A 25,968-nucleotide genomic window follows, 5' to 3' on the forward strand; every position below is an offset into this window, starting at 1 on the left:
ACGATTAGAATGTACATAGCGGTCTACAGGCCGCGTACAGCATGCAGGAGGCGTTCACTATGACCAAAAAACAAGTAGCTACAAAGAAAGCTCCAGGAGCGATCGGCCCTTACAGCCAGGCCATTGTTGCCGGCAACTGGGTCTACACTTCAGGCCAGCTGGGAATGGACCCGGAGACGGCGGAACTGCCGGGCAGTGTGCAGGAGCAGGCACGCCAGTCGCTTAACAATGTGAAGGCCATCCTGGAAGAGGCCGGAGCATCAATGGATCAGGTGGTGAAGACAACCGTGTATCTGAAGGATATGAATGATTTCGCGGCGGTTAACGAGGTGTACAGCACCTTCTTCACCGAGCCTTACCCGGCCCGCAGTGCCGTTGAGGTAGCTCGTCTGCCGAAGGACGCGCTGGTCGAGATCGAAGCGGTAGCACGCAAGAAATAACCCAGACCGGATGCATCCGGTCAAGGTTGGGTACAGGGAATTCCCCGCACGTGAAGCAGGCGTGCGGGGGCTTTTTGTGTGCACATATAAGCGAATCTAGTATCTGCTGCGGGAACGGCGCGGAGTCAGCAGCAGCCAGATACTGTAGAGCAAGAGAAGGCCTGCTGCAATCAGGCCGGTGAAATACACCTCATTCGTAGACTTATGCTCGATAGCGATGGCGATGTAGGCCCAGACGAAGACGAGCGGATAGATGCTGTCCCGGTACGGGAAGCTTACCAGCACAGCGAGCACAGCACCGACGCAGAGCATGATGACGGCCCAGAACGGGCCGCTGAGTCCGAAGCCTCCCCAGTCATTCTTCACCAGCACAACGCTGACATTGACGATGGTGGCTACCGAGATCCAGCCGAGGTAGAGGCTGAACGGCAGCTTCACGAGCCATTTCTCGCCTGTCGTGGGATCTGCGATGAAGCGGGTTTTGCGGTAAATGACGATCAGTGAGAGCAGCAGAAGCACCATCGCCACCAGCGACAGCTCAATGTACAGGTAATGCCAGAGGAGCAGCCAGCCCATATTGAAGAGACAGCTGAGCATGAACCAAATTCCGATCCGCTGGACGGAATCCCTGCCCCCGGTATCGCTGCGGAACTGATAAATAATGAATCCGGCCAGCAGCAGATAGATCAGGGACCAGATGGAAAAAGCATATCCGGCCGGTGTGAGGTACGTATGATACCTGTCCGAGATTTCGGCGGTGCTGTTCCCGCCAAGCGGCAGGACGACCGAAAGGGTATTGACGGCAATGACGCCGAGGAAGAGCAGTAAATTCCCCCACTTATAAGGATTAGTTCTAGTCATATGACCACTCCCTAACTTATTTGATAACTACGGTTTGGCCTTGGCCTATATAGAATATACCCGCTGTGGCGGAAATTAAGACTAATCCGGCAAAAAAAATGACCAATTGGTCATAAGAATCGCGGATAGTATTCCTTAGGCCCGGGGTAATATGTAGTCAAGAAGTAGATCAGCAAGCAGCGAAGGGAGAGAAGATTCATGGAGAGCAGTGAGGCGATACGCCCCGAGAAGATGGGGCCGATGGTGATGAAGGAGACCTGGAACACGCCGGGCAGCGTGGTGTCCTGGGAACGCTCCGAGAATATCTACATCGTCCGGGGGGAATGCGCCGGGATGGCTTTTATCTTCCTGAGCGATGATATGTTCCGGATGAAGGTCTTCCATAGCAAGGTACCGGACCTAACCACCTCGGAGGCTGTGCTGAAGGAGTGCTGTATTCCGCATCTGTTTCCGGTAGAGGAGACGGAGGAGCAGCTCATTTTTTCTACAGGCGCCATCCGGCTGATTATTGAGAAGGCCTCGTTTCTGCTCCGTGTGGAGAATACATCCGGGAAGGTGATCATGCAGCAGAATCTGGCGAGCTGGAACCCGCGCGGCGCAAGCCATGCGGAATATGATATGCAGCCGGACTCGCATTTCTACGGACTGGGTGAGAAATCGAGCTTCCTGGACAAACGCGGGGAGCGTTATACGAACTGGAACACCGATGTGTTCGCCCCTCATCTGCCGGAGATTGAAGCGCTCTATGAGTCGATACCGCTCATTATCCACATGCACGGTGACCTCTCCTACGGGCTGTTTCTGGATAATACGGGCCGGAGTGATTTCGACATGCGCTCGCACGGCGTTGCTTTTACCATTGGCTGTTCTACGGGAGCGTACGATATCTATTTCATTAATGGGCCCGAGATGAAGGATGTCGTCCGAAGATACACCACGCTCACCGGCCGGATCGCACTTCCGCCTAAGTGGGCGCTCGGTTATCACCAGTCCCGCTACAGTTACATGAATCAGCAGGAGGTGCTGCAGCTGGCCAAGACCTTCCGTGAGAAGAATATCCCATGCGATGTGATCTATCTGGATATCCACTATATGGACGAGTACCGCGTATTCACCTTCGACCCTGTCAACTTCCCTGATCCGCAGAAAATGATCTCGGAGCTTGCGGAGCTGGGTGTGCGCATTGTCCCGATTGTAGATCCCGGCGTCAAAAAAGACCCCAAATACGAGGTGTATAAGCAAGGGGTGCTGGAGAAGCATTTCTGCCGCCGCCTGGAGGGCGATATTTTCTTCGGTGAGGTGTGGCCGGGGATCAGTGCCTTTCCTGATTTCAGCGACAGCCGGACCGCCGAGTGGTGGGGAGATTTGCACAAATACTACACAGAGCTTGGCATTCAGGGCATCTGGAACGATATGAACGAGCCTGCGGTCTTCAATGAGACCAAGACGATGGATCTTGATGTGATGCATTTCAACAACGGGCGGCCGGTGACGCATGAGGAATACCATAACCTGTACGGGATGATGATGTCCAAAGCGACCTATGAAGGGCTGGCCGAGCATATGGGGGGTGAGCGTCCCTTTGTGCTGACCCGTGCCGGGTATGCGGGCATCCAGCGCTATGCAGCCGTATGGACCGGCGATAACCGCAGCTTCTGGGAGCACATGGCGATGGCGATGCCGATGGTGCTCAACATGGGGCTGTCCGGGCTGGCCTTCTCGGGGCCGGATATCGGCGGGTTCGCCCATCATACGTCGGCGCAGCTGCTGGTGCGGTGGACGCAGATGGGCGTCTTTTTCCCATACTGCCGCAATCACTCCTCCATCGGGACGCTGCGCCAGGAGCCGTGGTCCTTTGGGGAAGAGGTGGAAGGGATTCTGCGTGAATTCATCGGACTGAGGTACCGCTGGATGCCGCATTTGTATAATCTTTTTCATGAGGCGGAGAAGAGTGGTCTGCCTGTCATCCGTCCGCTGGTGCTTGAATATCCGCGTGATCCGCATGTCAGTAACCTGTGTGACCAGTTCCTGCTGGGTGAAAATGTGCTGATTGCCCCGGTCTACCGCCCGGATACGGATCACCGCTCTGTCTATCTGCCGGAAGGCCGCTGGCTGGATTATTGGGACGGAGAGATTCACGAAGGCGGACGGCATATTCTTGCGGCTGCACCGCTGCACATCATGCCGATGTATGTGAAGGCGGGCAGCTTCGTGGCTGAAGGCCCGCTGAGACAGTATGCGCTGGAGGACACGGAGGAGACGATCATTTTCCACCTCTACGGGGCGGAAGCGGCTGCGGGCTTCTCTTCGTCCTTCAAGCTGTATGAGGATGACGGCCACAGCTTCAGCTACCGCAAGGGGCAGTATACGGAGCTTGCCGTGCAGGCCGAAGGCGGGGAAGGTCTGCTTGCACTGAAGTGGGCGTATGCGGTGCATGATTATAAGCCGCGCCGGGAGACGCTCCGCTTCGCGCTCTGCTATCCGTTCTTCACTGTCGCTGCGGTGGAGGGACTGGCAGAGATTAGCCTGGAGCAGCTGAATGAGGGGGCACTGGGCTGGGCCCGGAACGGCAAGAACGGCGCGATCATCGTTCAGGTAGCGGATGCTGCCGGGGGCGGGGAGCTGCGGATTCTGGCAGGTACGGATTAGAGGGCAGGTAGATGTAGCCCGTCAGATTTTGGTAGTCCAGCACGAGTTGCTGCACAGGATTTCAGGACCGGCTAGCCTGGAGAGGGCGGGCCGGTTCTTTCTGCTGCAACGCTATCTGGACAGTAATCGCCTGATCTGAACAACAATCTGCTGAAAATCACAGAAAATGTGCAGAAAAGTTTTTAAATATAGGCTTTTTCGTATAAGATGAAGGGATGAAGAAAAAGTTGCAGCAGATAACGTAACAGGAAGGCTGTACGGCTAGAGCTATTGCTGCCGGTGCAGCTTCATAATATATTTCTCGCGCAGCAGGAGGCAGTCTTCCGGATTGGAAGGGCTGCTCTTGCTGTTTGCTCACAAGAATGGAGATTAACCAACAATGATTAAGCATCTGTATGCAATATGGTTAGGGGACGTATTATTCTGCTTCTCGGGCGAAACCTCCGAGCCGAAGGTGGACGCATGGACACGCGTAATCAAACGGCTGGAGCTCCGCAGCGGCTGGCGTCCTTTTGCGGGTGCTGCACTGCGGCTGGCGGAAGTGAAGTATCCTGCGGCCGCCGCCGTGGAGGGCAAACCGGCGCGGCGCGGACTGCCCGGACGCACGCTGGAAGGGCTGGCGCTGTCGCCGAAGGATGCCTTCGAGCTGCTGCTGGCCTGGGATGAGCAGGCGAGCCGTGCCCAGGGCATTGAACCCGGGGGGGAGCTGCGCTACTGGTCGGCAGCCGCCCGCTTCGCGCTGGAGCTGATGGGCAAGGGCGGGATTGTGCCCGGCGCCCAGCCGCCGCGCAAGATCGGTTCGCGGCGGCGCGGCGGCGAACAGGCCGCTGCCGTATGCTGGTCACCGGCGTTCCGGGAAGAGGCGGATAAGGAGTTCTTCCTGCAGATGGCGGCTTCCATGCCGGTGCTTGCACTTGGCACACACGTAGCTGAGGAAGGCGACCTGTCCTCGCGGGAGGAAGCGGGCGGGTATGTGCTGTATTCCTTCCTGCAGGCGGTCATGACCGCCGAGATCAAGAATGTGGTTGCCGCCCATGAGAGCGTGCTGTCGCCGTATAAGGCCAATTACCGCCGCGGCTATTCTCCGCTGACGGAGCTGTGGTGGAACAGTCTGCTCACGGGCAGCCGGGATATCCCCGTGCAGGGGACTCCGGCTGAGGTAACGGAGCTGCTGGCAGTGGTGAACGAGACGGCGGGCCATGAGGTGCCGCATTTCGAGACTGAGGAGGCCCGCAGCGGACAGCTAAGCCTGGGCCTGCGGCTGGAGCCTCCTGCGGAGGAGAGCGAGCTGTGGCAGCTGACCTTCTGGGCGGAGAGCCGCGAGGAGGGGGAATTCTGGATTCCGGCGGAAGCGGTGTGGAGCAGCCGGGAGCGGGAATTCACCCTATGGGGCAAGCGTTACCGCAATATTCAGCAGCAGCTTCTGGCTGCGCTGGGACGGGCGGCGAAGAGTTCGCCCGACATCCGGCGCTCGCTGGCTGAACCGGCCCCGCGCGGGATTGAGCTGCCGCCGGAGCGGCTGTATTTCTTCCTGAAGGAGAGCGTGCAGCAGCTGCGGGAACGGGGAATTACCGTGCAGATGCCTTCGCGCTGGAGCCGGGAGGGACGGCGGCGGATCGGCATGAGAATGAAGATGCAGCCCCCGGCGGGTGCAGCGGATGGCCCGGTGCAGTCTGCGCTGGGCATGGAAGAGCTGATCTCTTTCCGTATTGAAGCCTCTCTGGGAGATTCAGACATCACAGAGGAGGAACTGAATGCCCTGGTGGAAGCAGGCGTGCCATTTGTGCGCTTCCGGGGAGAATGGATTGAAGTGGACCCGAAGGAAGTTCGTCAGGTCCTGAGATATATTAAGCGTGGCGAGAGCGGAGAGATGACGGCGGCCGACTGGATGCGCCTGGAGGCTGAAGATGGTGAAGAGCGGCTGTGGAAGGGCATGTCGGTTACCGGCATGGAGACCTCTGGCCTGCTGGCCTCCCTCATGCACGGCGATGTGCTGCGCGGGATGCCGCTGCGTCCGGTGCCGGAGGATCTGAACGGAACGCTGCGGCCATATCAGGAGCGGGGTTATCAGTGGCTTACGGCACTCAGCAATCTCGGCTTCGGCGTCTGCCTGGCTGATGACATGGGCCTCGGCAAAACCGTGCAGGTCATCACCTGCCTGCTCGACCGGGCGCTGAATGCCCCGCCGGGCAAGAAGCAGGAGCCTGTGCTGATCCTCTGCCCGACCTCGCTGCTGGGCAACTGGCAGCGGGAATTGCAGCGCTTCGCCCCTTCGCTTAGCTTGCATATTCACCATGGAGGGCGGCGGGTGCGCGGCGAAGGATTCAGGGAACTGGCGGCCAGCCATGAGATTGTGCTAACTACCTACCATCTGGCGGGCCGGGACAGCGAGGATCTGGCCGGGGTACGCTGGTCCACGGTTGTGCTGGATGAAGCGCAATACATCAAGAATCACCGCACCAAGCAGGCGCAGAGCGTCATGAAGCTGAGCGCGCCGCACCGGATCGCAATGACCGGGACTCCGGTGGAGAACCGGCTGGGCGAGCTGTGGTCGATTTTTCATTTTCTCAACCCAGGTTATCTGGGGACGTATCATTCCTTCCGCCAGCGTTATGTGTCGGGAGAGGGCGGCGAACGGCTGCGTGAGCTGCACCGGCTGGTCTCGCCCTTCCTGCTGCGGCGTCTCAAGAGTGACCCGGATATCTCGAAGGATCTGCCGGAGAAGCTTGAGCTGAAGTCCTATTGTCCGCTTACGGAGACCCAGGCCGCGCTGTATCAGGGGGTTGTGGATGAGATGCTAGGCGTCATCGGCGAGCGTTCGGGCATGGCCCGGCGGGGGCTGGTGCTGTCTTCCCTAACCAAGCTGAAGCAGATCTGCGATCATCCCCAGCTGTTCCGCAAGGACGAGGGGCGGAGCCTGCGCAGTGAGCCTTCGGGCAAAATGGACGTCATGTTCGAGGTGCTCGACAGCATCTCCGAGCTTGGCGAATCGGCGCTGATCTTCACCCAGTATGTGGCGATGGGCGAACTGCTGGTCAGCCGGCTGGCTAGACGATACGGGCAGACGCCGCTGTTCCTGCATGGCGGCATCTCGAAGCGTGAGCGCGACGAGATGGTGCATGCTTTTCAAGAGGGGGACGGTCCGGCCTTCTTCGTTCTGTCGCTTAAGGCGGGGGGAGTAGGCCTCAATCTGACACGGGCGAATCATGTGCTGCACTATGACCGCTGGTGGAACCCGGCTGTAGAGAATCAGGCGACGGACCGCGCCTTCCGGATTGGACAACATAAGAATGTACAGGTGCATAAGCTGATCTGCCAGGGAACGCTGGAGGAGCGGATCGACGAGCTGATTGAACGCAAAAAAAGCCTGTCCGAGCAGGTCGTCGGCTCCGGCGAGAACTGGTTGACCGAGATGTCTAACCATGAGCTCAAAGAGCTGATTGAACTCCAGGGACAGGACTGGATGTAAACAGGGCAATACATTGTAAGGCAGAAGGAGGCAACATCTATGAATGAGCTGCTGGAGCTGCGGCTGGAGGTGCTGCCCGGGGTCATTAAGGCCACCGGGAGTGTGGGGCCTGCTGCTGAAGGAGCAGACAGACGCAGCAGCAAAGCCGGAGCAGAGATAGAGAAGCGAGGGGAACAGGGCCAGCGGGCGGAGCCGGTGCGGCAAGGAGAGCGGGCGGAGAATAAGCAGCTGGTGCAGGTAGAACGGGTGGAGAATAAGCAACTGGTGCAGCAAGGGCAAAAAGAGCGGGTGGAAGCAGTGCCGCAGGTACGGCAAGGACAGCAGGCGCCACTACCGCAGGTGCAGAGGGAGGCTGTTACTCTGCGTATTCCGCAGTGGACACCCGCCCGGAAGAATGAAGTGCTGCATCAGCTCGCTGCGCATCCGGGCGAATTGTATGATCTGCTGCAGGGCAGCCTGAATGGCGGGCTTGCTGCACTGGAGCTGCTGCCTGTAGATGACGAGCTGAGGCTGGCTGCAGAGGAACAGGGCACGGGTCTGTTGCCTGCTGAGGAGCTGGTGCAACGGGTCCGGCAGCAGCTGATCCAGGCGCCGCTGCTTGCGTTCGCCCTGCGCGGACTGTCCAAGGAAGAGCTGCTCTCCGGCGTATTCGCCTTGTGGGCGGAGCAGGAGAACGAGCGGAGCGCTGAAGAAGACGCGCCTGCGTCTGTGTCGCTCGCGTCCGAGCTGGCCCGGTTGGAGCGCAAGGGTCCGGCCGTATCCTCTGGAGAGTGGCTGGCTGAGGCAGCGGCTGAAGGCTCGCTGCACCAGCCAGGGCCGCTGTTTCACGAGATCTCCTCACGTCCGTTTCCGGCTATGCCTGAGGTAATGGAGCCGGAGGAGGATTGGAGCGCACTCCTCCCGCAGACACCCAAGGCGCGTGAAGGGCTTGCGCTGCTGATGCGCCGGGTCTCGGAAGCTGCTGCGAAGCGCGCGGCGGGCTTGAATAAGCTGTAGCTGAGCGGGTTCGTGAGATGGGGCTTGAGTAAACTGGAGGAGCACGGATAGGTGTGATGGGAATGAATGAGCAATAGGCTACATTGTTTATGCGGCGACTGAAACTGCTCTTTAAGTAATATAGAGGGTAAACTAGGCCAACTGGTGAAAAGGGATCGGATGCCGGGCTCGAATGTAAGAGTTGTTCTACCAAGTAACATTAGTTTTGAGAGCAGTGCGCCGGGTAGGTTGCGAGGTGGCTGCGCGGGAATAAAGTGGATAAATCCCTCTGGATCAGCCAGAAGTCGACGTGCGGACATTTTGCTACTATTCAGCAGGTGGGAATGAGGAGCAGAAGTGCCCCTAAATTGGCCCAAACGGGGCGGTAGGCGGGAATGAGGGGCAGAAGTGCTCCTGAATTGGCCCAACCCGTGCGGGGAGTGGGAATAAGGAGCAGAAGTGCCCCTGAATTGGCCCAACCCGTGCGGGGAGTGGGAATGAAGAGCAGAAGTGCCCCTGAATTGGCCCAAACGGGGCGGTAGGCGGGAATGAGGGGCAGAAGAAGTGGCAGAAGAGCACCTCACTTCCGTCCTGATCGCCAGAAAGAAGTGAGCAAAACAAAAGAGGAGCACACAAGTGCCCCTCTAGTAGCCGGATAACGACCTGGCTGCAGCCATTTTACCCTAAGATTATGTCTGCTTGGTTATGTTATTCACTTATACTACGGCAACAAGCGCAATTAAGACTCGTTGCCGCCGCTGCCTTCTGACAGCTCCAGGATCTCCCGGCGCAGGCGGAGCATCTTCTGGTCCAGCTCATCGGCAGCACGGGCGGCTTCCTTCAGCTCCTCGGCCACATGGGAGGGCAGCTGTTTGTCGAATTTATAGTAGAGAATATGCTCCATGCTGGCCCAGAAATCCATGGCTAACGTACGCAGCTGCATTTCTGCCTTCACCCAGCGGGTGCCATCAAGCAGTACCAGCGGTATAGCCACGATAAGGTGTAGGCTCTGGTAGCCGTTCGGCTTCGGGTGGGCAATATAATCCTTAATCTCAAGCACACGGATATCCTCGCGGGCGCACAGGTGGTCCACCAGCCGGTAGATATCCTTCACAAAGGCGCAGACAATCCGCATCCCCGCAATATCATGGATGTGCTGTTCCATATTATCCAGATTAAGCTCATAGCCCTTACGCTGCATTTTTTGCACAATGCTCTTCGGTTCTTTGATCCGGCACTTCACATGCTCAATCGGGCTGAAGCCGTCACGCACCTGCCACTCGGTCCGGATGATATCGATTTTATTCTCAAGCTCATTCAGAGCATGACGGTACAGCGCCGGCAAAGCCTTGAAATTCTCAACCTGCTTGGCAAAATCCTCGTTAATCTGCCACTTCTGCATATCCTTCACATGGACCTGCAACTTGTTCAATGTTACTTGTGTACTATCATATTCTTCCACTGAAACTCTCCCGGTTTTCGTTATTTGTGACTGTAGACCATGAATGGATGACTACGGCAATCTTATACAGCGCTAGCTGCGGTTCTGATTCTATTTTAACCGATGTACAGCCCCGGAAGCAAAATAAAACCGTAACCCTGACCGAAGAGAAACATTCTTCCCTCCGGCGCGTATTAGCTCAGTATAGGCTTTAGGCCGTCCTTATGGCGCAGCTCCGTTCATTCTTATTTGTTGGTGGGAGAGCCTGTGCCGTAGCCTTCATCCTGATAGCCTGTATTCTCCAGCTTCTGCAGGACGTTCAAGCCTTCGATCTGAAGGCGGGTCTCGTCAGTGCCATGGTCGTGCAGATACTGGAACAGGCGGATGGTGGTGTCATCGAACTGCTCCGCGGCATCATCATGATCGGCTGACTTGTAGGGAACCAGAGCACGCCGGAAGGCGTAGTCATCCCCGCTGGCCAGATCGGCCAGAAGATCCTGAAGCACAGTCAACCCGTCACTGGACAGCAGAACCTCGTACTCACTGGAGTCGCCTCTCTCTTCCTGAATCAGACCGTGATTCACAGAGACGAAATATCGGTTAAGGTTATCGTCAGGCACAATTCATCCCTCCATCATTCGATAATGTACGGGTACGCAGGAACGGATCCAGCAGAAGGCAATATGTATGATTGCTTCTTCCGCAGCATACTCATTCCAATAAGAACGCTAACCGCCTCTACTTGGTATTTACCACATGACGACAAATAATGAATCTGCCGTGGACTTTTGGTATGATAGAATCACGTTTCCGCTGCTGCGTGGGGCGGCAATCGGAATGTAAGGATATACGCGGCTGCGAATCAGCCTATTCTCACTCTGGAGAAGGAGGAACTACAATGAATTTACTGCAACGCATTAAAGACGGTGCCAGCCGGGTGAGTGAAAAAGCGCAAAGCTCGGTGGAAGTGAGCAAGCTGAATGGGCAGATTTCGGATATTGAGCATGAGATGCAGGTTGAATTTCTGAAAATGGGGAAGCTGTTCTATGAGGGATATCGTTCAAGGGATATGTCGGTGGCTGAAGGCCAGATGATCGAGCTTGCGCGGGGCTGTAACAAGCTGCAGGAGCAGATCGAGGACGTACGCTCAAGAATTGCCGAATTGAGAAATGAACGCTTGTGTGCCTGCGGTCAGATCGTAGGGCTGGATGCCAATTTCTGTCCGCATTGCGGACGTAAGCTGGAAGCACGCAAGCCGGAAGATAAGGAGATTTCACTGCGTAAAGAGCCGTCTTCGGCCGCCGCCGCTACCGCAGCACCGCCTGTGGTTACCGTACATACGGTGCTGGAGCATGAAGATGAGGAAGACCAGTACTACGGTGAGGAAGAGCTGACCGAAGCGGAACGGGAGCTGGCCAGAAGACCCGAAGCACGTGTGCAGTATGCGGAGGTGCTGCCTGAACTGGAAGAAGAGGCAGAGCTGGAGGATGCGGACCGGATGGCTTCAGGTTCTGACCGGAGCCGCCGGGAGGCAGATGAACTGGAACGGGAACGGGAGCGGCAACTGGAGCTGGACCGCCGGATTAGGGACTGGAAGGCAAGTGAGCCAGCCGAAGAGCGGGTAGCCGGAGACGCGGATACACGGGAGATTGTGAATTGCCAGATCTGCCGCGCCGATCTGCCGAAGGGCTCCATGTGGTGCCCGCGCTGCGGCTCGGAGCAAATATAGACAGTGTAGTACTGACAGCTTAGGGGGACAACATAGATGGAACAGTTGCTGCTGCATCTGCGCAATTTGGGTTTCACAGAGATGGAATCCAAAATTATGGTTGAGCTGGCCACCAAGGGCCAGGCTTCGGGCTACGAAGTGGCTAAGCAGCTAGGAGTATCAAGATCGAACGTATATGCGGCGCTTCAGCGCCTGACTCAGCAAGGCTACGTGCGCTGCGGAGAAGGGGAGCCGGCACGCTACAGTGTACTGGACCCGGAAGAGCTGGCCACGATGATATCCGGCCGGGTGCAGGCCTCGCTCGCCTATATGGAGAGTGAAATGCCGCGCGGAGGTCCGGTCAGCCCCTCCTTCTACAACGTGGAGGGTGACCGGAATGTCATAGGAGAGCTGGTCCGCCAGCTGAATCTTGCCGCCCAGGAGATTGTAGTGGATGTATGGCGGGAGGAAGCCTCGCTGCTGCGCAGTGAGCTTGAGCAGGCGGAGAAGCGCGGAGTGAAGCTGCTGTGGGCTTTTGACGGCGGTGATGCTGTGCCGGCACCTTATCCGGTATGGCCGCCCCTGCCGGGGAAGCCGGAACGCAGCGGAGGCCGGAAGTTCTCCTTCGTCGTGGACCGGAGCTGGTGCATGCTCGGCATGCGTTATGAGGACGGGAGCGCCCAAGCCGTGATTACCGAGCATCCAGTGCTTGTGGAGCTGCTGCTCAAATCTTTTACACAGGAATTGGTATTGTTCGAGCTGGAGGAAGATATGGGCCCCGAACTGCAGCGACGCTACGGGGAGCGCTATAGCCGGATCTACAGCAAATATGTGCTGCATGATCAGGAGGAATCGGGGGAAGAGCCGGAGGAATAGGGCTGCAATAGTAAGTGCCCAAGTTCACTAAGCAAGGGAGGTGACAAGCATGGAGTGTATTGTACATTTTGAAGTGCAGCATGCAGAGGGCGTCAAGCCGCTGCGCGGACTGCTGTTCCTGGAAGAGGGCAAGACCCCGGGAGAGCGGGAGCTGGTGGAGATGTTCAAGGACATGAAGTTCAACGTCCGGCTGGATAACCGGGAGAAATGGATTTTCAAGCCCGTGGCTCCGGGAGAAAGTTATTCCGAGATCCGCATTACCAGCTTTGACAACGGGAAGAAAAGCAGCACGACGGAGGGTGAGCTGAAGTCGATTGTCGGCAACCTGCTGCCCCAGAAGCCAACCGGGATATAACCGGAGCAGCGGGGTTCCAGCGGTTTTTGTCCAAAGATAAGAATTTATATGCTTCGCGCTATAATTATCCTTATCTTTCTCGCTGAAACGGTACCGTCCTTTAAAAGGACGGCAAAGCCGGTTCAGCTTGGCCAGCAGAATTACAGCTGCTAGCGGAAGATATCTTTGTGATCAAGGTCTGTTCCTGCACGAAGCAGGAAACGGACCCGGCGGAAACGTGAAATATGTAACAAAGAGCAGGCCCAGGGGAATACCTGGGGCCTGCTCTTTGTGTTGGGAAATATCATTCCAACTTCTTCATTAGCCGGACCAATCTGCTCCTAACAGACCTGAGAGACCTTATCCCCTGGAAAACACCGCTTTTGGTATCTTATAGGACCGAGGAGACCTTAAGGTAGCTCAAAACGATACTTAAGAGCAGTATTTCAGAGAATAAGCTCCGTGTGGTCCGTTACTTGCCTGATTTATGACTTTCATCCAGAATAAGAGCGCCTCAGTCCGTTACGCGGAGCCACATATATACCCCGCCGCGCCTGTCCCGCCGCGTCCGGCCTAGCCGCCCGAGCGGCAGGACCCCACGGCGCCGGCAGCCACCGCCGGGGCTGCCGCCAGCGGCGAGAGCACGCGCAGCGCGCCCGGCTCGCAAGCCACGGCCAGCGGCGCTGTGCCGAGCGCTTCGCCGTCGCCGATGGCGTGGCGCGGCTGCGCGAAGTGCACGGCTACGCTGCGTCCGCGCAGCATCGTGACATAGGGCAGCTTCGTGTGCCTGCCCTTCACCACCGTCGGGAACAGCCGCAGCAATTGCCCGCGGCTGACCCCGTGCACGACGCAGACGTCAAGCAGGCCGTCGCCTGATTCCGCCTGCGGGCAGATCAGCAGCCCGCCGCCGTAGCTGGGCAGGTTGCAGACCGAGACCAGCCACGTCTGGTCGAAGGCCTGCTCCTTGCCGTCGCAGGTCACACTGACGCGGCAGGGCTTGAAGGTCATCAGCGTATGCAGCACGCCGATGATATAGGCTAGGCGCCCGGCGCCAATGGCGTTGCACAGCCGCTTGTAGCGGCTGCCGTTCACATTGACGGCCACCTGCGCGTCGAAGCCGCTGGCCACCGCCGTCAGGGTGAGCCGGCCTGCCGCACTGATCAGATCGGCTTCGATGCAGTGTTCCTGCAGCGCGGTGTCCAGCGCAGCCTCAGGCGCGAGCGGGATGCTGAACCCGCGCGCGGTGTCATTGCCCGAACCCGCCGGAATGACTCCCAGCGGGACCCCTCTGCGCCGCAGTGCGCCCAGCACACTGTGGATCGTGCCGTCGCCGCCGACAACGATGGCGGCGCGCCAGTCCTCGCGGCGGGCAAGCGCCTGCGACACCTGATTCTCTGCGCTGGCAGCGCTCTGGGTGAACAGCGCTTCATACGGAACAGTCCGCGCCGCAAGCAAGGCCTGTACGGTGTGCCAGGTCCGCCGTCCCGCCCCGCCGCCGGAGCGGGGATTTATGATGAACAAATACATGGATGCTTCCCCCAGCCTGTAGATTCCTGCATGTCTTATCCCATTGTAAGGAGCGGGCAGGCAAAAGGGAAACTATTTTCTGCTGCGCGGAGCTACAGCTACAGCTGCCGCAGCTGGCTTTCGGCGATCTCTCCCACCCAGGGGAGCTTGAACCATCTGCTGCCCAGGGCATGGTAGATCATCAGGAGCCAGACTGCGAAGCTGCATAGGGAGATCAGGGCGCCTGCCACATCACCGAGAAGCGGAATGAAGCCGCTGAGCACATGGGCGATCATAAGGACTCCGAAGGCAATCAGGGATTGAAGTGAGTGGAACAGGACAAAGCGGCTGCGCTTCTCCAGAGCGAGGAAAATAATCGCACCGATAAACGGGAAAAAATAACACAAGGCGGCGGCAAGGTTATCGGGCAGTCCGGTCGAAGATCTGAAAGGCGACAAAGGGCTCACTCTCCTTGGATTGTAGAAGAAAAGGCAAAGATTATTCGTGCTTCTTCCCTACAAGCCTATGAGGTGTCCGGGCAAAGTATGAGCTGTGCGGAATGCTGTCCAATAATTTTTGGGGATAGGGGGCATACTATGATCAGGTTCCCAAACGGGAGGTCAAGCATATACTATAAAAAATTTCCATTTGCATTTTTACATGGAAAGGTGGAAGTTAATCTGGAATATGATACAATATAACGATAAGGCCCGAAAGGAGTGATTCAGCAAGTGGCTCTTCGGGTAATTAAAGTGTCAAGGTGTCTTTGCAGTGGGACATCCTTACTCTCAGCCCAAATCACGACGAACCTGCTTCACCGGCAAGGCGGATTTCCAAGTTCATGGAATGGTAGTCTGGACGGGTAATGCAAGCCGCGTATGTGTAATGGTTTCTTACTTGCATTTCAAGGTTACGGCGAACTTTTCATCATGCATTCTCTACAACGGAGCATTCATTTTCAATGTTTTGGGAGGGAACTGATCATGGCAAGTAAAGGTCATAACGAAGTCAAGGAAAGTCTGCGGGAAATGACACGTATTTTCCGGCCCAAAGATCCCAAGAAATTTGTGAAAGAGTACGTCCGGAAGTATCGGATCACGGGAGGATACGAGGAAGAGCTGACCATGGTTGTGGAGCATGAGCTGGTTAGAATGAATTCTTCCGTCTCCTGAAGAAGCGGGCAGAGAGAGTGATTCTGTTTCGTGCTGTTTGATGCCGACAACTATACATTTAATCTACATTCAAGCGATAACATCCATGAGGATTCTCATAAACCGTGCCCGGGCAGCCTTCTGCTTCTGGAATCGGTTTTTTTTGTATGCATATTGCAGATCATCTTCGTATGTCAAATGAATGTTTAGACACAAATACATATGAATACGCTTCAAAAGTAGTTTAACAGTTTTCCGGGAAAATTGAAAGCGCTTATAAAATCAGTATTGACAAGCTTTCTGCGACTTCAAAATGATTATGTGAATTTGTTGTGAACGATTGACAAAAACGTAGACCGAACTTATATTAATAGTGATTGTTATAATTGACAGGAAAATACTCTAATCTACGAATTCGGGAAAAGCGGGGTAGATCAATGATGAAAACGTGGCAGGCTGGTAAGCGGCTTCTTCCCATGACAGCAGCACTTGGACTCCTTCTGGCCGGATGCGGGCGGGAGGACTTGTCGGTACTCAGACCGCAGGGACCCGTAGCGGAAAGCTCTTACGGACTGATGAAGCTGTCGATCACGATCATGATTGTGGTGCTGCTGATCGTCTTCTCCATTGCGGCTTATGTATGGATTCGCTTCCGCCGGAAGAAGGATCAGGATGAGATTCCAAAGCAGGTGGAGGGCAGCTTCAAGCTGGAGGTGCTATGGACGGTCATCCCGCTTATTCTCGTCATTGTGCTGGCGATTCCTACGGTGAAGGTGGTCTTCGCTGCCGGCAATGATCATTCGGATGACAAGGACGCCATCAAGGTCAAGGTGACCGGCCACCAGTACTGGTGGGAGTTCGAATATACGGATTACGGAATAACGACCGCGCAGGATCTGATTATTCCGACAGGTAAGCACATTGCCTTTGAGCTCAGCACCAAGGATGTGCTGCATTCCTTCTGGGTACCCTCGCTGGCCGGGAAAATGGACACCAATCCCGACGGCACGGTGAACCGCTTCAGCTTCAGTGCGCCGAATGAAGGCGTTTACCGGGGGAAATGCGCGGAGCTGTGCGGACCCTCCCACGGGTTCATGGAGTTTAAGGTGAAGTCGGTCAGCGGTGAGGCCTTTGACAAGTGGGTGGCTTCAATGAAGGCGCCGGAGTCGGTGATGCCGGAAGATCCAGTACTGGCTGAGAAATTCAAGTCCCAGTGCCTGACTTGCCATGCGATTGGCAGCATGCCTGCATCACCGGTGGCTCCAAGCCTGACCGGAATCGGCTCCCGTGAATCGGTTGCCGGAATTCTGCTTAATGATGACACTCGAGAAGACGGGGCGCCGGTCCTTGAGAATCTGAAGACTTGGCTGCATGATCCGCAGAGCGTGAAGCCCGGCAACAAGATGCCGAACCCGAAGGATATGGGCTTAAGTGATGAAGAGATCGACGGCATTGCCGAATATCTGGCCGGTTATACGCTGGAATAGGGGCCTATGACTGAAGCCGAAGCAGCATATTTGATAAGGGGGTACATACCTTGGCTCACGCAGCGCAATCCTTGCAGCCCTCCCAGCCCTTGCAGCCCGGCCACAGCGCCAAGCGGCATACCGGGCTGATGGACTGGATTACCACCGTCGACCACAAAAAAATAGCCATCCTGTATCTATGGGCCGGCGGCCTTTTCTTCGGCATTGGCGGCCTGGAGGCGATCCTGATCCGTATTCAGCTGATTAAGCCGATGAATACCTTCCTGGATGCCCAGACCTTCAACGAGCTGATTACGATGCACGGCACGACCATGATCTTTCTAGGAGTCATGCCGGTTATTTTCGCGCTGATGAATGCGGTGATTCCGCTGCAGATCGGCGCGCGCGATGTCGCCTTTCCTTTTCTCAACTCGCTGGGCTTCTGGACCTTCCTGTTCGGCGGTCTCTTGCTTAACTTGAGCTGGGTGATGGGCGGCGCGCCCGATGCGGGCTGGACTTCTTACACTCCGCTATCGAGTACGGGCTACAGCCCCTCACACGGAGTGGACTTTTATACGATAGGGCTGCAGATTGCCGGACTCGGCACACTGATTGGCGGGATTAACTTCCTGGCTACCATCATCACGATGCGTGCACCGGGGATGTCCTTCATGCGGATGCCGATGTTCGCCTGGGCTACCTTCATTACCTCAGCCATTATTCTGTTTGCATTCCCTGCGGTTACCGTAGGACTTGTCCTGCTTACCTTCGACCGGATTCTGGACGCCAATTTCTTCAATGTTGCCGGAGGGGGCAATCCCGTGCTGTGGCAGCATATCTTCTGGATCTTCGGGCATCCCGAAGTGTATATTCTGATTCTCCCGGCCTTCGGCATCATCTCCGAGGTCATTCCGACCTTCTCGCGCAAGCGGCTGTTCGGGTACAGCTCCATGGTCTTCGCCACGATTCTGATCGCCTTCCTGGGCTTCATGGTCTGGGCGCATCATATGTTCACCACCGGCCTCGGTCCGGTCGCGAACGCCTTGTTCTCCGTCTCTACGATGCTGATTGCCGTCCCGACCGGGATCAAGATCTTCAACTGGCTGTTCACCATGTGGGGCGGACAGGTACGGTTCACGACCCCGAATCTGTTCGCGGCCGGGTTCATTCCTACCTTCACGATGGGCGGAGTAACCGGGGTGATGCTGGCCTCCGCGCCGGCAGACTTCCAGTTCCATGATACGTACTTCGTGGTGGCGCATTTCCACTATGTAATCGTTGGCGGTCTGGTGCTCGGGCTGTTCGCCGGGCTGCACTACTGGTGGCCGAAGATGTTCGGGCGGATGCTTAGCGAATCCTTGGGCAAGTGGACGTTCTGGACCTTCATTATCGGGTTCCACTTAACGTTCTTCGTGCAGCATTTCCTGGGACTGATGGGGATGCAGCGGCGCGTATTTACCTATTTGCCAAACCAGCAGTTCGATACGCTCAACCTGGTCAGTACGGTGGGGGCGTTCCTGATGGGAGTGGGCATGATTATCTTCCTTGTAAATGTGTTCTTGACCTCCAGACGGCCGGCGGATGCGCCGGAAGACCCGTGGGAAGACGGGCGGACCCTGGAATGGACGATCCCTTCGCCGCCTCCGGAATATAACTTCAAGCAGACGCCGCTGGTGCGGGGCCTGGATGCTTTCTGGAAAGAGAAAATGGCCGGGCATAAGGCCATGACCCCGGCGGAGCCGATTGGTCCGATTCATATGCCGTCGGCCACGATTCTGCCGTTCCTGATGTCCGTCGGTATCTTCATTGCGGGCCTTGGCTTTATGTTCAGCCGTGATGAATTCAGCAGCAGCATTATGAGCTTCCTGTTCAATAATTATATTGTTACAGCGCTGGGGCTTCTTATTACCTTCGGATCGATGCTGATGCGGTCGCTGTTCGACGATCACGGCTGGCATATTGAACCCGAAGAGCTGGAAGGAAGGTGAGCAGAGATGACAACGGCACATGCTGAAGCGGCGGACGGTACACTCCCGCATGAACCTGAGAAAGCGACCCTGGAAGGACGCAATAAAGTGCTGGCCTTCTGGCTGTTCCTCGGAGGGGAGGCGGTGCTCTTCGGCACCCTGTTCGCTACCTTCCTGGCGCTGCGCAATCAGACGAATGAGGGACCCTCGGCGGCTGAGCTATTCCATCTGCCGCTGGTCGCGGCAGCGACCTTCCTTCTCCTGGTCAGCAGTCTGACCAGTGTGTTCGCCATTCAGGCCATGCACCGGGGAAATGTGGCCCAGCTACGGAACTGGCTGGTGGTGACTGTCCTGCTCGGCCTTGCCTTCCTGATCCTGGAGATCTACGAGTTCAGTGTATATATCCGGCATGAGGAATTCGGGATGACGACGAGTGCGTTCAGCTCGGCCTTTTATACGCTGGTCGGGTTCCATGGTGCCCATGTCGCCTTCGGGATTCTGTGGATCTCCGTGCTGATCGGGCAATTGGCGCATAAAGGCTTGACGGTCGTTACTGCACCGAAGATCTATGTCTCGGCGATGTATTGGCATTTCATTGATGTGGTGTGGGTCTTTATCTTCACAGTCGTATACCTGCTCGGAAAGGTGGGGTGAAGCCATGACGACGAAGCAGCCTTCTTCAGATTCTGCGGTGAAGCACCGGCACCGTCCGGAAGGACCGCAGCGGCATATTGTGGTGTTTGTGTTCTCCGTGGTGCTGACGCTGATCGCTTTTGCCGCGGTGGCGGCCGGAGGGGTGAATGCTACCTTTGCGATCATCCTGCTGCTGGTAATGGCTGTGCTGCAGGTGTTCCTGCAGATGGGCTTCTGGATGCATCTGAAGGACAAAGGGCATATGCTCCCGATTATCTTCATGCTGGGCGGATTTTTTATCGCAGGCACCTGTATTGTAATGGCGCTCTATTGGGTATGGTGGGATTGATTCTATCTCCGGGGAGGTCTTGAGGATGATACCGGGATTGCAATATTTCAGCTTTACGGAATTATGGAGTCCGTTGTTTCTGGCCCTGATGCTCCTCCTGACTGCCGGATATTTTGTGCTGATCGGTCCGCTGGCCTCCCGTTTTGAGGGCAGCACTGCAGTCCCCTTCTGGCGGAGGGGGCTGTTCTTATGCGGAATGCTGGCCCTCTATCTTGCGCAGGGAGGACCGGTCAGTCTGCTGGGACATATCTTATTTTCCTTCCATATGGTGAGTATGGCCTTATCCTATCTGGTGGCGGTCCCGCTGATTATGCTCGGTATCCCCGACTGGTGCTGGCGCGCTCTGCTGCGGGTGAATCCGGTGAAGGGACTGGCTTTTCTCGCGAAGCCGGTGGTGGCGGCCCTGCTCTTCAATGGTCTCTTCTCGCTCTACCACATCCCCGCCATCCATGATTATGTCATGCTGCATTTCACCGTTCACCGTCTGTATTATGGCATCCTGTTCCTGACCTCGGCGCTGATGTGGTGGAATCTGATTAACCCCTTGCCGGAATACCGGGCGCTTAGCGGTCTGGGGCAGGTGGGCTTCATCTTCCTGAACATGGTGCTGCTGACACCAGCCTGCGGGCTGATTATTTTTGCGGGCTCCCCCCTCTATGCTACGTATAGCGACCCGGGCACCTGGGCGAAGGCGATGGGCTACTGTGTACCGCAGAGTCCGGCTGCATTATTGCAGGCTTTTGGCGGTCCCGGCTTCTTCGGATCTCTGTCCCCCAAGGTAGATCAGCAGGTCGGCGGCATCGTGATGAAGTTCATTCAGGAATTTATTTTCGCCTCGATGCTTGCTTATGTGTTCTATCATTGGTATAAAAAAGAGAACGGACAAGAGGACACAGAAGTGTCCGCGTCACCCTCTGCCCTGGCGGAGGAGGTCTGAACTATAACGAGCTGGTAAGTACCGAGGGGGATATTCATGGATATTTTCACATTGTTTCCTACGATCAGTACATCGTTCATCGTCATAAGCGCGGTGCTGGTGGCCATCGGCTGGAGACAGATCATTCAAGGCAAACGCGAGGCGCATAAGAAGACGATGATTGCGGCTGCGGTGGCAGCGATTCTGTTCTTCCTGGTGTACTCGTCAAGAACGGTGTTCGTAGGCAATACCTCCTGGGGAGGACCGGATGAGCTGACGACGATCTACCATGTCTTCCTGATCTTCCACATTGTACTGGCTACCGTCGCTGCCGTATTCGGCATCACCACGCTGACGCTCGGCTTCAAGGCCAAGTATGCCAAGCACCGCAAGTGGGGCAGAGTGACCTCAGTCATCTGGTTCATCACCGCTATTACGGGAGTCGCTGTCTACGTCCTGCTGTATATCTTCTATCCGGGCGGACATACGAAGCCGGTCTGGGAAATCATCCTGGGCGCTTAGGCCGAGGGAAGAGAAGAGCCCTGGATCATAGGGGAAAAGCCTGTCCATCTGCCGCTGCTGCGGGGGAGGGGCGGGCTTTTTTTGGGGTTAGGGGCTTGGAGTGGGCCGAATGTAATCGAAAAACCGATTACATTGAGCTGGCGGCGAGCGCGCGTGCGGAATGTAATCGAAAAACCGATCACATTGGGCTGGCGGAGGGTGTGCGTGCGAAATGTAATCGAAAAACCGATCACATTGGGCGGGCGGAGGGTGTGCGTGCGAAATGTAATCGAAAAACCGATCACATTGGGCTGGCGGAGGGTGTGCGTGCGAAATGTAATCGAAAAACCGATTACATTGGGCTGGCGGCGAGCGTATGGGCAAAATGTAATCGAAAAACCGATTACATTGGTTTGGCGAAAGCCTACCCGCCCCGGCTGATCCCGCGAGATAAATAAAAATACCTGCAAGCTCCGAAAGGGAGCTTACAGGCTGTTAAATGAACCGAGAGCTACAACCGGAACGAAGACACCGTGCTCTGCAGCTCCTCAGCCAGGCTGGCCAGGGACTGGGCGGAGGAGGCGGTCTCTTCGCTGCTGGCGGCGGACTGCTGGGTGGTGGCGGAGATGCTCTCCACGGCAGCAAGGACGTTGGTGGACTGGGCGGCTTGTTCTTCGCTGGCGGCGGCGATTTCGGATATCTTCTGTCCGGCGTTGTTGACCATCGTCACGATCTGATGAAAAGAAACGCCGGTCTTCTGCGACAGCTCCGCACTCTCCTGCACAGCGCTCACGCTGTAGCGTGTATTCACCTGCATCCCCTTGATGATGCTGGTGATCTGCTTAGTGGCCTCGCCGCTGCGCTCGGCCAGCTTGCGCACCTCGTCAGCCACCACCGCGAAGCCCCGGCCCTGTTCCCCCGCTCTTGCGGCTTCAATGGCGGCATTCAGAGCAAGCAGGTTGGTCTGATCTGCAATATCCTCGATGACATCGATAATCTCGCCGACCTTCTGCGAGTCCTCCTCAAGCTTAGCCATCTGTCCGCTGACAGCCTGCATACTCTCCATCGACTCCTGAATGATGCTGTTCCCGTTCTCGGCAATCGTAACGGTCTCATCGGAGATCACCGAGGCCTGCTCGGTATTCTGGGCTACAGAGTGGATCGCGCTGGACAGCTCTTTGAATAACTCGCTGATGGTCCCGGCATCATCCGCTGTGGTCGTGCTGCCGCTTGCCACCTCTTGCGTACTGGCGGAGATCTCCTCGGCGGCGGCGGACAGGCTCTGGGAATGCAGCAGGATGGAGCCCACTGTGTTACGGAGGCTGCTGACCATCTCGTTCACCTTGGCAGCCAGGATGCCGATTTCATCTCTGGTGTCGATATCGGATTGGCTGCGCAGGTCGCCGTCAGCCACCTTCGAGAGAACCTTGACAACCTTCGCCAGCGGATTAGAAATAATCCGGGAGATGATATACCCTAGCAGGATGCACAGAATGACTGCACCGATAATGATACTGAGGGTGATATTACGCGAAGAGCTATAGAGTGCGGCTCCATTTTGCCGGGCCTGATCCGCTTCCTTGGTGTTGGTGAGAATCAGCTCGTTCAGAATATTCTTCAAGGTATCGCCTTGGTTGTTAAGCGTGCTGCCGCGCAGCATCTCCAGCAGCTTCTCGTCCTGTCCCGTCAGGGAGAGGCTGACAAGAGAATCGTACGTTAACAGATAGTCATTCCATGCCGCTTCAAAAGGGGCAATGGCTTGAACCGATTCCGCGCTCAGCTTGGTTTTACGGAAGGCCGCGATGTTATCGAGTACGTTCTGCTTCTCTTTTTTATAATCGTCCACCCGCTGCTGGCGTTCCTCAGGGGTCTTCTTAATGTACAGATCCCTGACGATAACGCGCATGACCGAGAAGCTGTTCTGTGAGCTTTGCAGGGAGGAGACGGGAACCAGATTGTTCACATACATATCGTCCAGACTGTTATTAATCGAGCCGAGGTTGCTGAGACCGTAGAGGCCCACGAAGGAAAGAATGACAGCGACGGTCAGGAAGGACGAGATTAATTTCACGCTTGTTTTTAGATTATAGAACCATTTCATACCTGTTTCCCCCAGTAAAGATGATTTTGTTAAGCGAAGACTCCCGTATTGAAAAATAAGCTGGCTGTATCTATGATCAGAGCGATATTGCCATTTCCCAGGATGGTAGCTCCTGATATGTTCTCAGTCTTGCCCATATAGGCGCCGAGCGATTTGATTACGATATCCTGATTGCCGATAAGTGTATCCACGGCCAGTGCCAGCCGTTTCTCTCCCCGACCCACGATAATCAGCGGAATGGATGCTGATCTGCCGCCCGCACCTGCGGGGAGCCGCAGGATATCCTGCAGCCAGGCCACCGGCACGAGCTGTCCCCGTGCGGTAATGACAGGCTGGCCCCGGACAGAGCTGATCTCCTCTGGAGTGACGCGGACAATCTCGGCCACACTGCTCATGGGAATCACGAAGGTGGCTCCCCCGGCATGAACGAGCAGACCCCGGATGATGGCGAGCGTCAGGGGCAGACGAATCCGGAAGCGGGTGCCTTGCCCCCGCGTGGTCTCGATATCGATCATGCCGTTAATCCGTTCAATATCATTGCGGACGATATCCATTCCGACCCCGCGGCCGGAAATATCGCTGATGTGCGGGGCGGTGGAGAAGCCGGGCCGGAAAATAAGCCGCAGCGCCTCATCCTCAGTCATCCCGCCGGCCTCTTCAGCTGTAATGATGCCCTTCCGCAGGGCAGACTCTGCAATCAGGCTGGAATCAATCCCGGCCCCGTCGTCCTCGATGACCAGGATGACCTGATTATCCTCATGGGAGGCCGCGACGCGGACGGTTCCGGTCTCGCTTTTGCCGGCGCTGCGGCGGATTTCAGGGGTCTCTATACCGTGATCAACGGCATTGCGCAGCAGATGGATCAGCGGGTCGCCAAGCTCTTCAATGAGCGTCCGGTCCAGCTCCGTCTCCTTGCCTTCAAGAACCAGCTCAACCTGCTTGTTCAGGGAGCCGGACAAGTCCCGGACCATGCGGGGCAGACGGTTGAACAGCTGCTCTATCGGCAGCATCCGCACCTTAATCATGCTCTCCTGCAGTTCCCCCGTAATCATAGCCAGATGGTCGGCAAGCTGGCCCAGCTCCTCTGTCAGATCATTGGTTCCGTATTGCTGGTGGAATCTGCGGTTCAGCAGATGGAACCGGGTCTGGTCGATGACCAGCTCACCCGCCAGGTTCATCAGCTTCTCCAGACGCTCCACCTGGACGCGGATCGTTTGCGGCTTGGTTTTGTCAGCGGCAGACGGCGGGGATTCTGGTACTTCCAGGAGTTCCGGGCTCCCCGTCTCCGGATGGGGCGGTCTCACGAATTCACCGGGACGCGGGGAATCGTTAAGCACTTCTTCTATGTATATACGATCAACATCCATAATGGATAAGACCTCCTGACGGAGCTCCTCGATATCGATCTTAGGCGACAGCAACCAGGAGGCCTCGTCGATCCGGCTGTCGTGGTCCTCTATCTCTTCCAGCTCCGGCTTCATGCGCAGGACCGCAGCGACACTCCGCAGCTTGGCATCGATCAGGTGAAGACGGGGCAGCTTCATCTCACAGCCGGAAGAGAGCCACACATGCACCCAGAACAGCTGGAGGGGAAGCTCTGCCTGACTTGTCTGCACAGCAGGGACCTTATCCTCCGGCTTCTGCAGCTCCTCCGCTGCGAATGTACTCAGCCGCTGCACCAGACCGGACACATCTGTGGTCTCCTGATCCGTAGCAGCGATCTCGCTCTGCAGCGCGCGCATTCCATCCAGCGCTCCGAAGAACAGGCGGATCAGCTCCGGCGTGACCGTCCGCTCCCCTCCCCGCATCTGATGAAGCAGATGCTCCAGATGATGCGTGACTTCCTTCAGCCCGTTGTAGCCCATAGAGGCCGAGGAGCCCTTAAGGGTATGGGCCGCCCGGAAAAACTGCTGGATTCCATCTTCTGTCTCCCCGGTCTGCTCCAGCCTGAGCACCTCATCCTCGATCAGCTGCAGCTGGTCCTCCAGTTCCTCCAGAAATATCCCTCGGTATTCCGATAAATCAACCATGGTTCGCCTTCTCTCCGTTTAGCCTTTGTTTAGTCTCGCAGCAGGATCTCATCCAGCCGCAGAATGCCGACCAGCTCGGAAGAAGAGAAGCCTACTCCGTTGAAGAAGGAGCCGCTGACTCCAGAGATGCTGCCCTGTGCAGGCTGAATATCGCTGAAGGTCGTCACTTTATTCACGTTGTCGACAATAACGCCCAGGGATTCCTCCTGGTGATGGACCACCAGAATGCGTGTGTGTTTGGTCGGCTCCACTTCTTCCATCTGAAGCAACACTCTAAGGCTGAGCACCGGCACAATTTTACCCCTGAGGTTGATAATGCCCTTAACGTAGTGACGGCTGCTGGGGATTTCCGTTATTTCCTGCATTCTTATAATTTCATGAACATCTGAGATCGGGATCGCATAATGCTCGTGATCTACCCCGAATTCAACATATTGTTTCTGCAAAACGGTCTCCATAGTTACCCTCCGGCTTCTCATATTACTTAGCTGGCCCGCAGCCGCTATTCTGTCTCCGTCCCCCTCCTGAGTTCTTCGCGTTACCTTCTGCTGATCTTGTGTATTCCGGTCTTTGGCCATTCCTGTGTGATAATGGG

23 protein-coding genes are annotated in these 25,968 nt (G+C 56.4%); 15 read left to right on the forward strand and 8 right to left on the reverse strand.

Annotated features, from left to right (window positions below):
- Positions 1-59 precede the first annotated feature (59 nt).
- Complete coding sequence (locus MKY12_RS00930; RefSeq protein WP_036722134.1) at positions 60-440, forward strand: RidA family protein; 381 nt, start codon at positions 60-62, stop codon at positions 438-440.
- 96 nt (positions 441-536) lie between these two features.
- Here MKY12_RS00930 and MKY12_RS00935 read toward each other — a convergent pair whose 3' ends face one another.
- Positions 537-1,301 carry a tryptophan-rich sensory protein gene (locus MKY12_RS00935; protein WP_339312535.1) on the reverse strand — a complete coding sequence of 255 codons (765 nt, stop codon included), beginning with the start codon at positions 1,299-1,301 and terminating at the stop codon, positions 537-539.
- A 198-nt stretch (positions 1,302-1,499) separates the two neighbouring features.
- Between MKY12_RS00935 and MKY12_RS00940 the strand changes: the two genes are divergently transcribed.
- From MKY12_RS00940 to MKY12_RS00950, 3 genes are all read left to right on the forward strand, one after another.
- Positions 1,500-3,950: a TIM-barrel domain-containing protein gene (locus MKY12_RS00940; protein ID WP_339312536.1), complete on the forward strand. Its 2,451-nt coding sequence runs from the start codon at positions 1,500-1,502 to the stop codon at positions 3,948-3,950.
- A 379-nt stretch (positions 3,951-4,329) separates the two neighbouring features.
- Entirely contained in the window at positions 4,330-7,419 is a 3,090-nt protein-coding gene (locus MKY12_RS00945) for a DEAD/DEAH box helicase (protein ID WP_339312537.1), read from the forward strand.
- A gap of 39 nt (positions 7,420-7,458) precedes the next feature.
- Positions 7,459-8,415 carry a hypothetical protein gene (locus MKY12_RS00950; RefSeq protein WP_339312538.1) on the forward strand — a complete coding sequence of 319 codons (957 nt, stop codon included), beginning with the start codon at positions 7,459-7,461 and terminating at the stop codon, positions 8,413-8,415.
- A gap of 718 nt (positions 8,416-9,133) precedes the next feature.
- Here the strand turns inward: MKY12_RS00950 and MKY12_RS00955 are convergent.
- The gene (locus MKY12_RS00955; protein ID WP_051477780.1) at positions 9,134-9,796 is read right to left on the reverse strand and encodes a GTP pyrophosphokinase family protein; all 663 of its coding nucleotides are present in this window, start codon (positions 9,794-9,796) and stop codon (positions 9,134-9,136) included.
- A 284-nt stretch (positions 9,797-10,080) separates the two neighbouring features.
- Positions 10,081-10,455: a hypothetical protein gene (locus MKY12_RS00960; protein WP_036722142.1), complete on the reverse strand. Its 375-nt coding sequence runs from the start codon at positions 10,453-10,455 to the stop codon at positions 10,081-10,083.
- Positions 10,456-10,733: 278 nt separating this feature from the next.
- On the opposite strand from MKY12_RS00960, the gene MKY12_RS00965 reads away from it, so the two are divergent.
- Genes MKY12_RS00965 through MKY12_RS00975 form a run of 3 tightly spaced genes read left to right on the forward strand, consistent with a single transcriptional unit; the run spans position 10,734 to position 12,774 of the window.
- On the forward strand, positions 10,734-11,564 hold the full coding sequence (locus MKY12_RS00965) for a zinc ribbon domain-containing protein (protein ID WP_036722144.1): 831 nt from the start codon (positions 10,734-10,736) through the stop codon (positions 11,562-11,564).
- Positions 11,565-11,600: 36 nt separating this feature from the next.
- Positions 11,601-12,419 (forward strand): TrmB family transcriptional regulator, encoded by an 819-nt coding sequence (locus MKY12_RS00970; protein ID WP_036722147.1) that lies wholly within the window; start codon positions 11,601-11,603, stop codon positions 12,417-12,419.
- Positions 12,420-12,468: 49 nt separating this feature from the next.
- Positions 12,469-12,774 carry a hypothetical protein gene (locus MKY12_RS00975; protein ID WP_036722149.1) on the forward strand — a complete coding sequence of 102 codons (306 nt, stop codon included), beginning with the start codon at positions 12,469-12,471 and terminating at the stop codon, positions 12,772-12,774.
- Between the two features lie 552 nt (positions 12,775-13,326).
- On the opposite strand, the gene MKY12_RS00980 is transcribed toward MKY12_RS00975, so the two are convergent.
- Together MKY12_RS00980 and MKY12_RS00985 are read right to left on the reverse strand one after the other, a co-directional pair.
- Positions 13,327-14,280 carry a diacylglycerol kinase family protein gene (locus MKY12_RS00980; protein WP_339312540.1) on the reverse strand — a complete coding sequence of 318 codons (954 nt, stop codon included), beginning with the start codon at positions 14,278-14,280 and terminating at the stop codon, positions 13,327-13,329.
- 98 nt (positions 14,281-14,378) lie between these two features.
- On the reverse strand, positions 14,379-14,717 hold the full coding sequence (locus tag MKY12_RS00985) for a membrane protein (RefSeq protein WP_036722151.1): 339 nt from the start codon (positions 14,715-14,717) through the stop codon (positions 14,379-14,381).
- 525 nt (positions 14,718-15,242) lie between these two features.
- Between MKY12_RS00985 and MKY12_RS00990 the strand changes: the two genes are divergently transcribed.
- The 8 genes from MKY12_RS00990 to MKY12_RS01025 all read left to right on the forward strand — a co-directional run bounded on the left by MKY12_RS00990 (position 15,243) and on the right by MKY12_RS01025 (position 21,683).
- A complete protein-coding gene (locus tag MKY12_RS00990) occupies positions 15,243-15,431 on the forward strand; it encodes a hypothetical protein (protein ID WP_019913840.1) in 189 nt (62 codons plus the stop codon).
- A 416-nt stretch (positions 15,432-15,847) separates the two neighbouring features.
- Positions 15,848-16,897, forward strand: a complete 1,050-nt coding sequence (gene coxB / locus MKY12_RS00995) for a cytochrome c oxidase subunit II (RefSeq protein ID WP_209877254.1) — start codon at positions 15,848-15,850, stop codon at positions 16,895-16,897.
- A gap of 128 nt (positions 16,898-17,025) precedes the next feature.
- On the forward strand, positions 17,026-18,864 hold the full coding sequence (ctaD, locus tag MKY12_RS01000; RefSeq protein ID WP_339314734.1) for a cytochrome c oxidase subunit I: 1,839 nt from the start codon (positions 17,026-17,028) through the stop codon (positions 18,862-18,864).
- A 6-nt stretch (positions 18,865-18,870) separates the two neighbouring features.
- On the forward strand, positions 18,871-19,497 hold the full coding sequence (locus MKY12_RS01005) for a cytochrome (ubi)quinol oxidase subunit III (protein WP_036722156.1): 627 nt from the start codon (positions 18,871-18,873) through the stop codon (positions 19,495-19,497).
- A 4-nt stretch (positions 19,498-19,501) separates the two neighbouring features.
- Complete coding sequence (locus MKY12_RS01010) at positions 19,502-19,825, forward strand: cytochrome C oxidase subunit IV family protein (RefSeq protein ID WP_036722158.1); 324 nt, start codon at positions 19,502-19,504, stop codon at positions 19,823-19,825.
- Between the two features lie 28 nt (positions 19,826-19,853).
- On the forward strand, positions 19,854-20,762 hold the full coding sequence (gene ctaG, locus MKY12_RS01015; RefSeq protein WP_339314736.1) for a cytochrome c oxidase assembly factor CtaG: 909 nt from the start codon (positions 19,854-19,856) through the stop codon (positions 20,760-20,762).
- 36 nt (positions 20,763-20,798) lie between these two features.
- Entirely contained in the window at positions 20,799-21,263 is a 465-nt protein-coding gene (locus MKY12_RS01020) for a DUF420 domain-containing protein (RefSeq protein WP_036722160.1), read from the forward strand.
- A gap of 81 nt (positions 21,264-21,344) precedes the next feature.
- Complete coding sequence (locus MKY12_RS01025; RefSeq protein WP_339312541.1) at positions 21,345-21,683, forward strand: hypothetical protein; 339 nt, start codon at positions 21,345-21,347, stop codon at positions 21,681-21,683.
- A gap of 70 nt (positions 21,684-21,753) precedes the next feature.
- On the opposite strand, the gene MKY12_RS01030 is transcribed toward MKY12_RS01025, so the two are convergent.
- Genes MKY12_RS01030 through MKY12_RS01040 form a run of 3 tightly spaced genes read right to left on the reverse strand, consistent with a single transcriptional unit; the run spans position 21,754 to position 25,831 of the window.
- Positions 21,754-23,343 (reverse strand): methyl-accepting chemotaxis protein, encoded by a 1,590-nt coding sequence (locus MKY12_RS01030; protein WP_339312543.1) that lies wholly within the window; start codon positions 23,341-23,343, stop codon positions 21,754-21,756.
- A 29-nt stretch (positions 23,344-23,372) separates the two neighbouring features.
- A complete protein-coding gene (locus MKY12_RS01035) occupies positions 23,373-25,373 on the reverse strand; it encodes a chemotaxis protein CheA (RefSeq protein ID WP_339312545.1) in 2,001 nt (666 codons plus the stop codon).
- Positions 25,374-25,402: 29 nt separating this feature from the next.
- A complete protein-coding gene (locus MKY12_RS01040) occupies positions 25,403-25,831 on the reverse strand; it encodes a chemotaxis protein CheW (protein WP_036722168.1) in 429 nt (142 codons plus the stop codon).
- Between the last annotated feature and the right edge of the window lie 137 nt (positions 25,832-25,968).

Origin of the sequence: Paenibacillus sp. FSL M7-0896 (genome assembly GCF_037975415.1) — a bacterium.
In the GTDB taxonomy this organism is placed as follows: Bacteria; Bacillota; Bacilli; order Paenibacillales; family Paenibacillaceae; genus Paenibacillus_AQ; species Paenibacillus_AQ silagei.

Excerpts from the sequence above, each read along its gene's own strand:
- MKY12_RS01030 (WP_339312543.1), bottom strand. The coding sequence starts at position 23,343 with ATGAAATGGTTCTATAATCTAAAAACAAGCGTGAAATTAATCTCGTCC.
- MKY12_RS01005 (WP_036722156.1), top strand. The coding sequence starts at position 18,871 with ATGACAACGGCACATGCTGAAGCGGCGGACGGTACACTCCCGCATGAA.
- MKY12_RS01035 (WP_339312545.1), bottom strand. The coding sequence starts at position 25,373 with ATGGTTGATTTATCGGAATACCGAGGGATATTTCTGGAGGAACTGGAG.
- ctaD (WP_339314734.1), top strand. The coding sequence starts at position 17,026 with ATGGACTGGATTACCACCGTCGACCACAAAAAAATAGCCATCCTGTAT.
- MKY12_RS00940 (WP_339312536.1), top strand. The coding sequence starts at position 1,500 with ATGGAGAGCAGTGAGGCGATACGCCCCGAGAAGATGGGGCCGATGGTG.
- MKY12_RS00990 (WP_019913840.1), top strand. The coding sequence starts at position 15,243 with ATGGCAAGTAAAGGTCATAACGAAGTCAAGGAAAGTCTGCGGGAAATG.
- MKY12_RS00955 (WP_051477780.1), bottom strand. The coding sequence starts at position 9,796 with ATGCAGAAGTGGCAGATTAACGAGGATTTTGCCAAGCAGGTTGAGAAT.
- MKY12_RS00930 (WP_036722134.1), top strand. The coding sequence starts at position 60 with ATGACCAAAAAACAAGTAGCTACAAAGAAAGCTCCAGGAGCGATCGGC.
- MKY12_RS00945 (WP_339312537.1), top strand. The coding sequence starts at position 4,330 with ATGATTAAGCATCTGTATGCAATATGGTTAGGGGACGTATTATTCTGC.
- coxB (WP_209877254.1), top strand. The coding sequence starts at position 15,848 with ATGATGAAAACGTGGCAGGCTGGTAAGCGGCTTCTTCCCATGACAGCA.
- MKY12_RS00980 (WP_339312540.1), bottom strand. The coding sequence starts at position 14,280 with ATGTATTTGTTCATCATAAATCCCCGCTCCGGCGGCGGGGCGGGACGG.
- MKY12_RS01020 (WP_036722160.1), top strand. The coding sequence starts at position 20,799 with ATGGATATTTTCACATTGTTTCCTACGATCAGTACATCGTTCATCGTC.
- MKY12_RS00965 (WP_036722144.1), top strand. The coding sequence starts at position 10,734 with ATGAATTTACTGCAACGCATTAAAGACGGTGCCAGCCGGGTGAGTGAA.
- MKY12_RS01040 (WP_036722168.1), bottom strand. The coding sequence starts at position 25,831 with ATGGAGACCGTTTTGCAGAAACAATATGTTGAATTCGGGGTAGATCAC.
- MKY12_RS01010 (WP_036722158.1), top strand. The coding sequence starts at position 19,502 with ATGACGACGAAGCAGCCTTCTTCAGATTCTGCGGTGAAGCACCGGCAC.
- MKY12_RS00975 (WP_036722149.1), top strand. The coding sequence starts at position 12,469 with ATGGAGTGTATTGTACATTTTGAAGTGCAGCATGCAGAGGGCGTCAAG.
- MKY12_RS00935 (WP_339312535.1), bottom strand. The coding sequence starts at position 1,301 with ATGACTAGAACTAATCCTTATAAGTGGGGGAATTTACTGCTCTTCCTC.
- MKY12_RS00950 (WP_339312538.1), top strand. The coding sequence starts at position 7,459 with ATGAATGAGCTGCTGGAGCTGCGGCTGGAGGTGCTGCCCGGGGTCATT.
- MKY12_RS00970 (WP_036722147.1), top strand. The coding sequence starts at position 11,601 with ATGGAACAGTTGCTGCTGCATCTGCGCAATTTGGGTTTCACAGAGATG.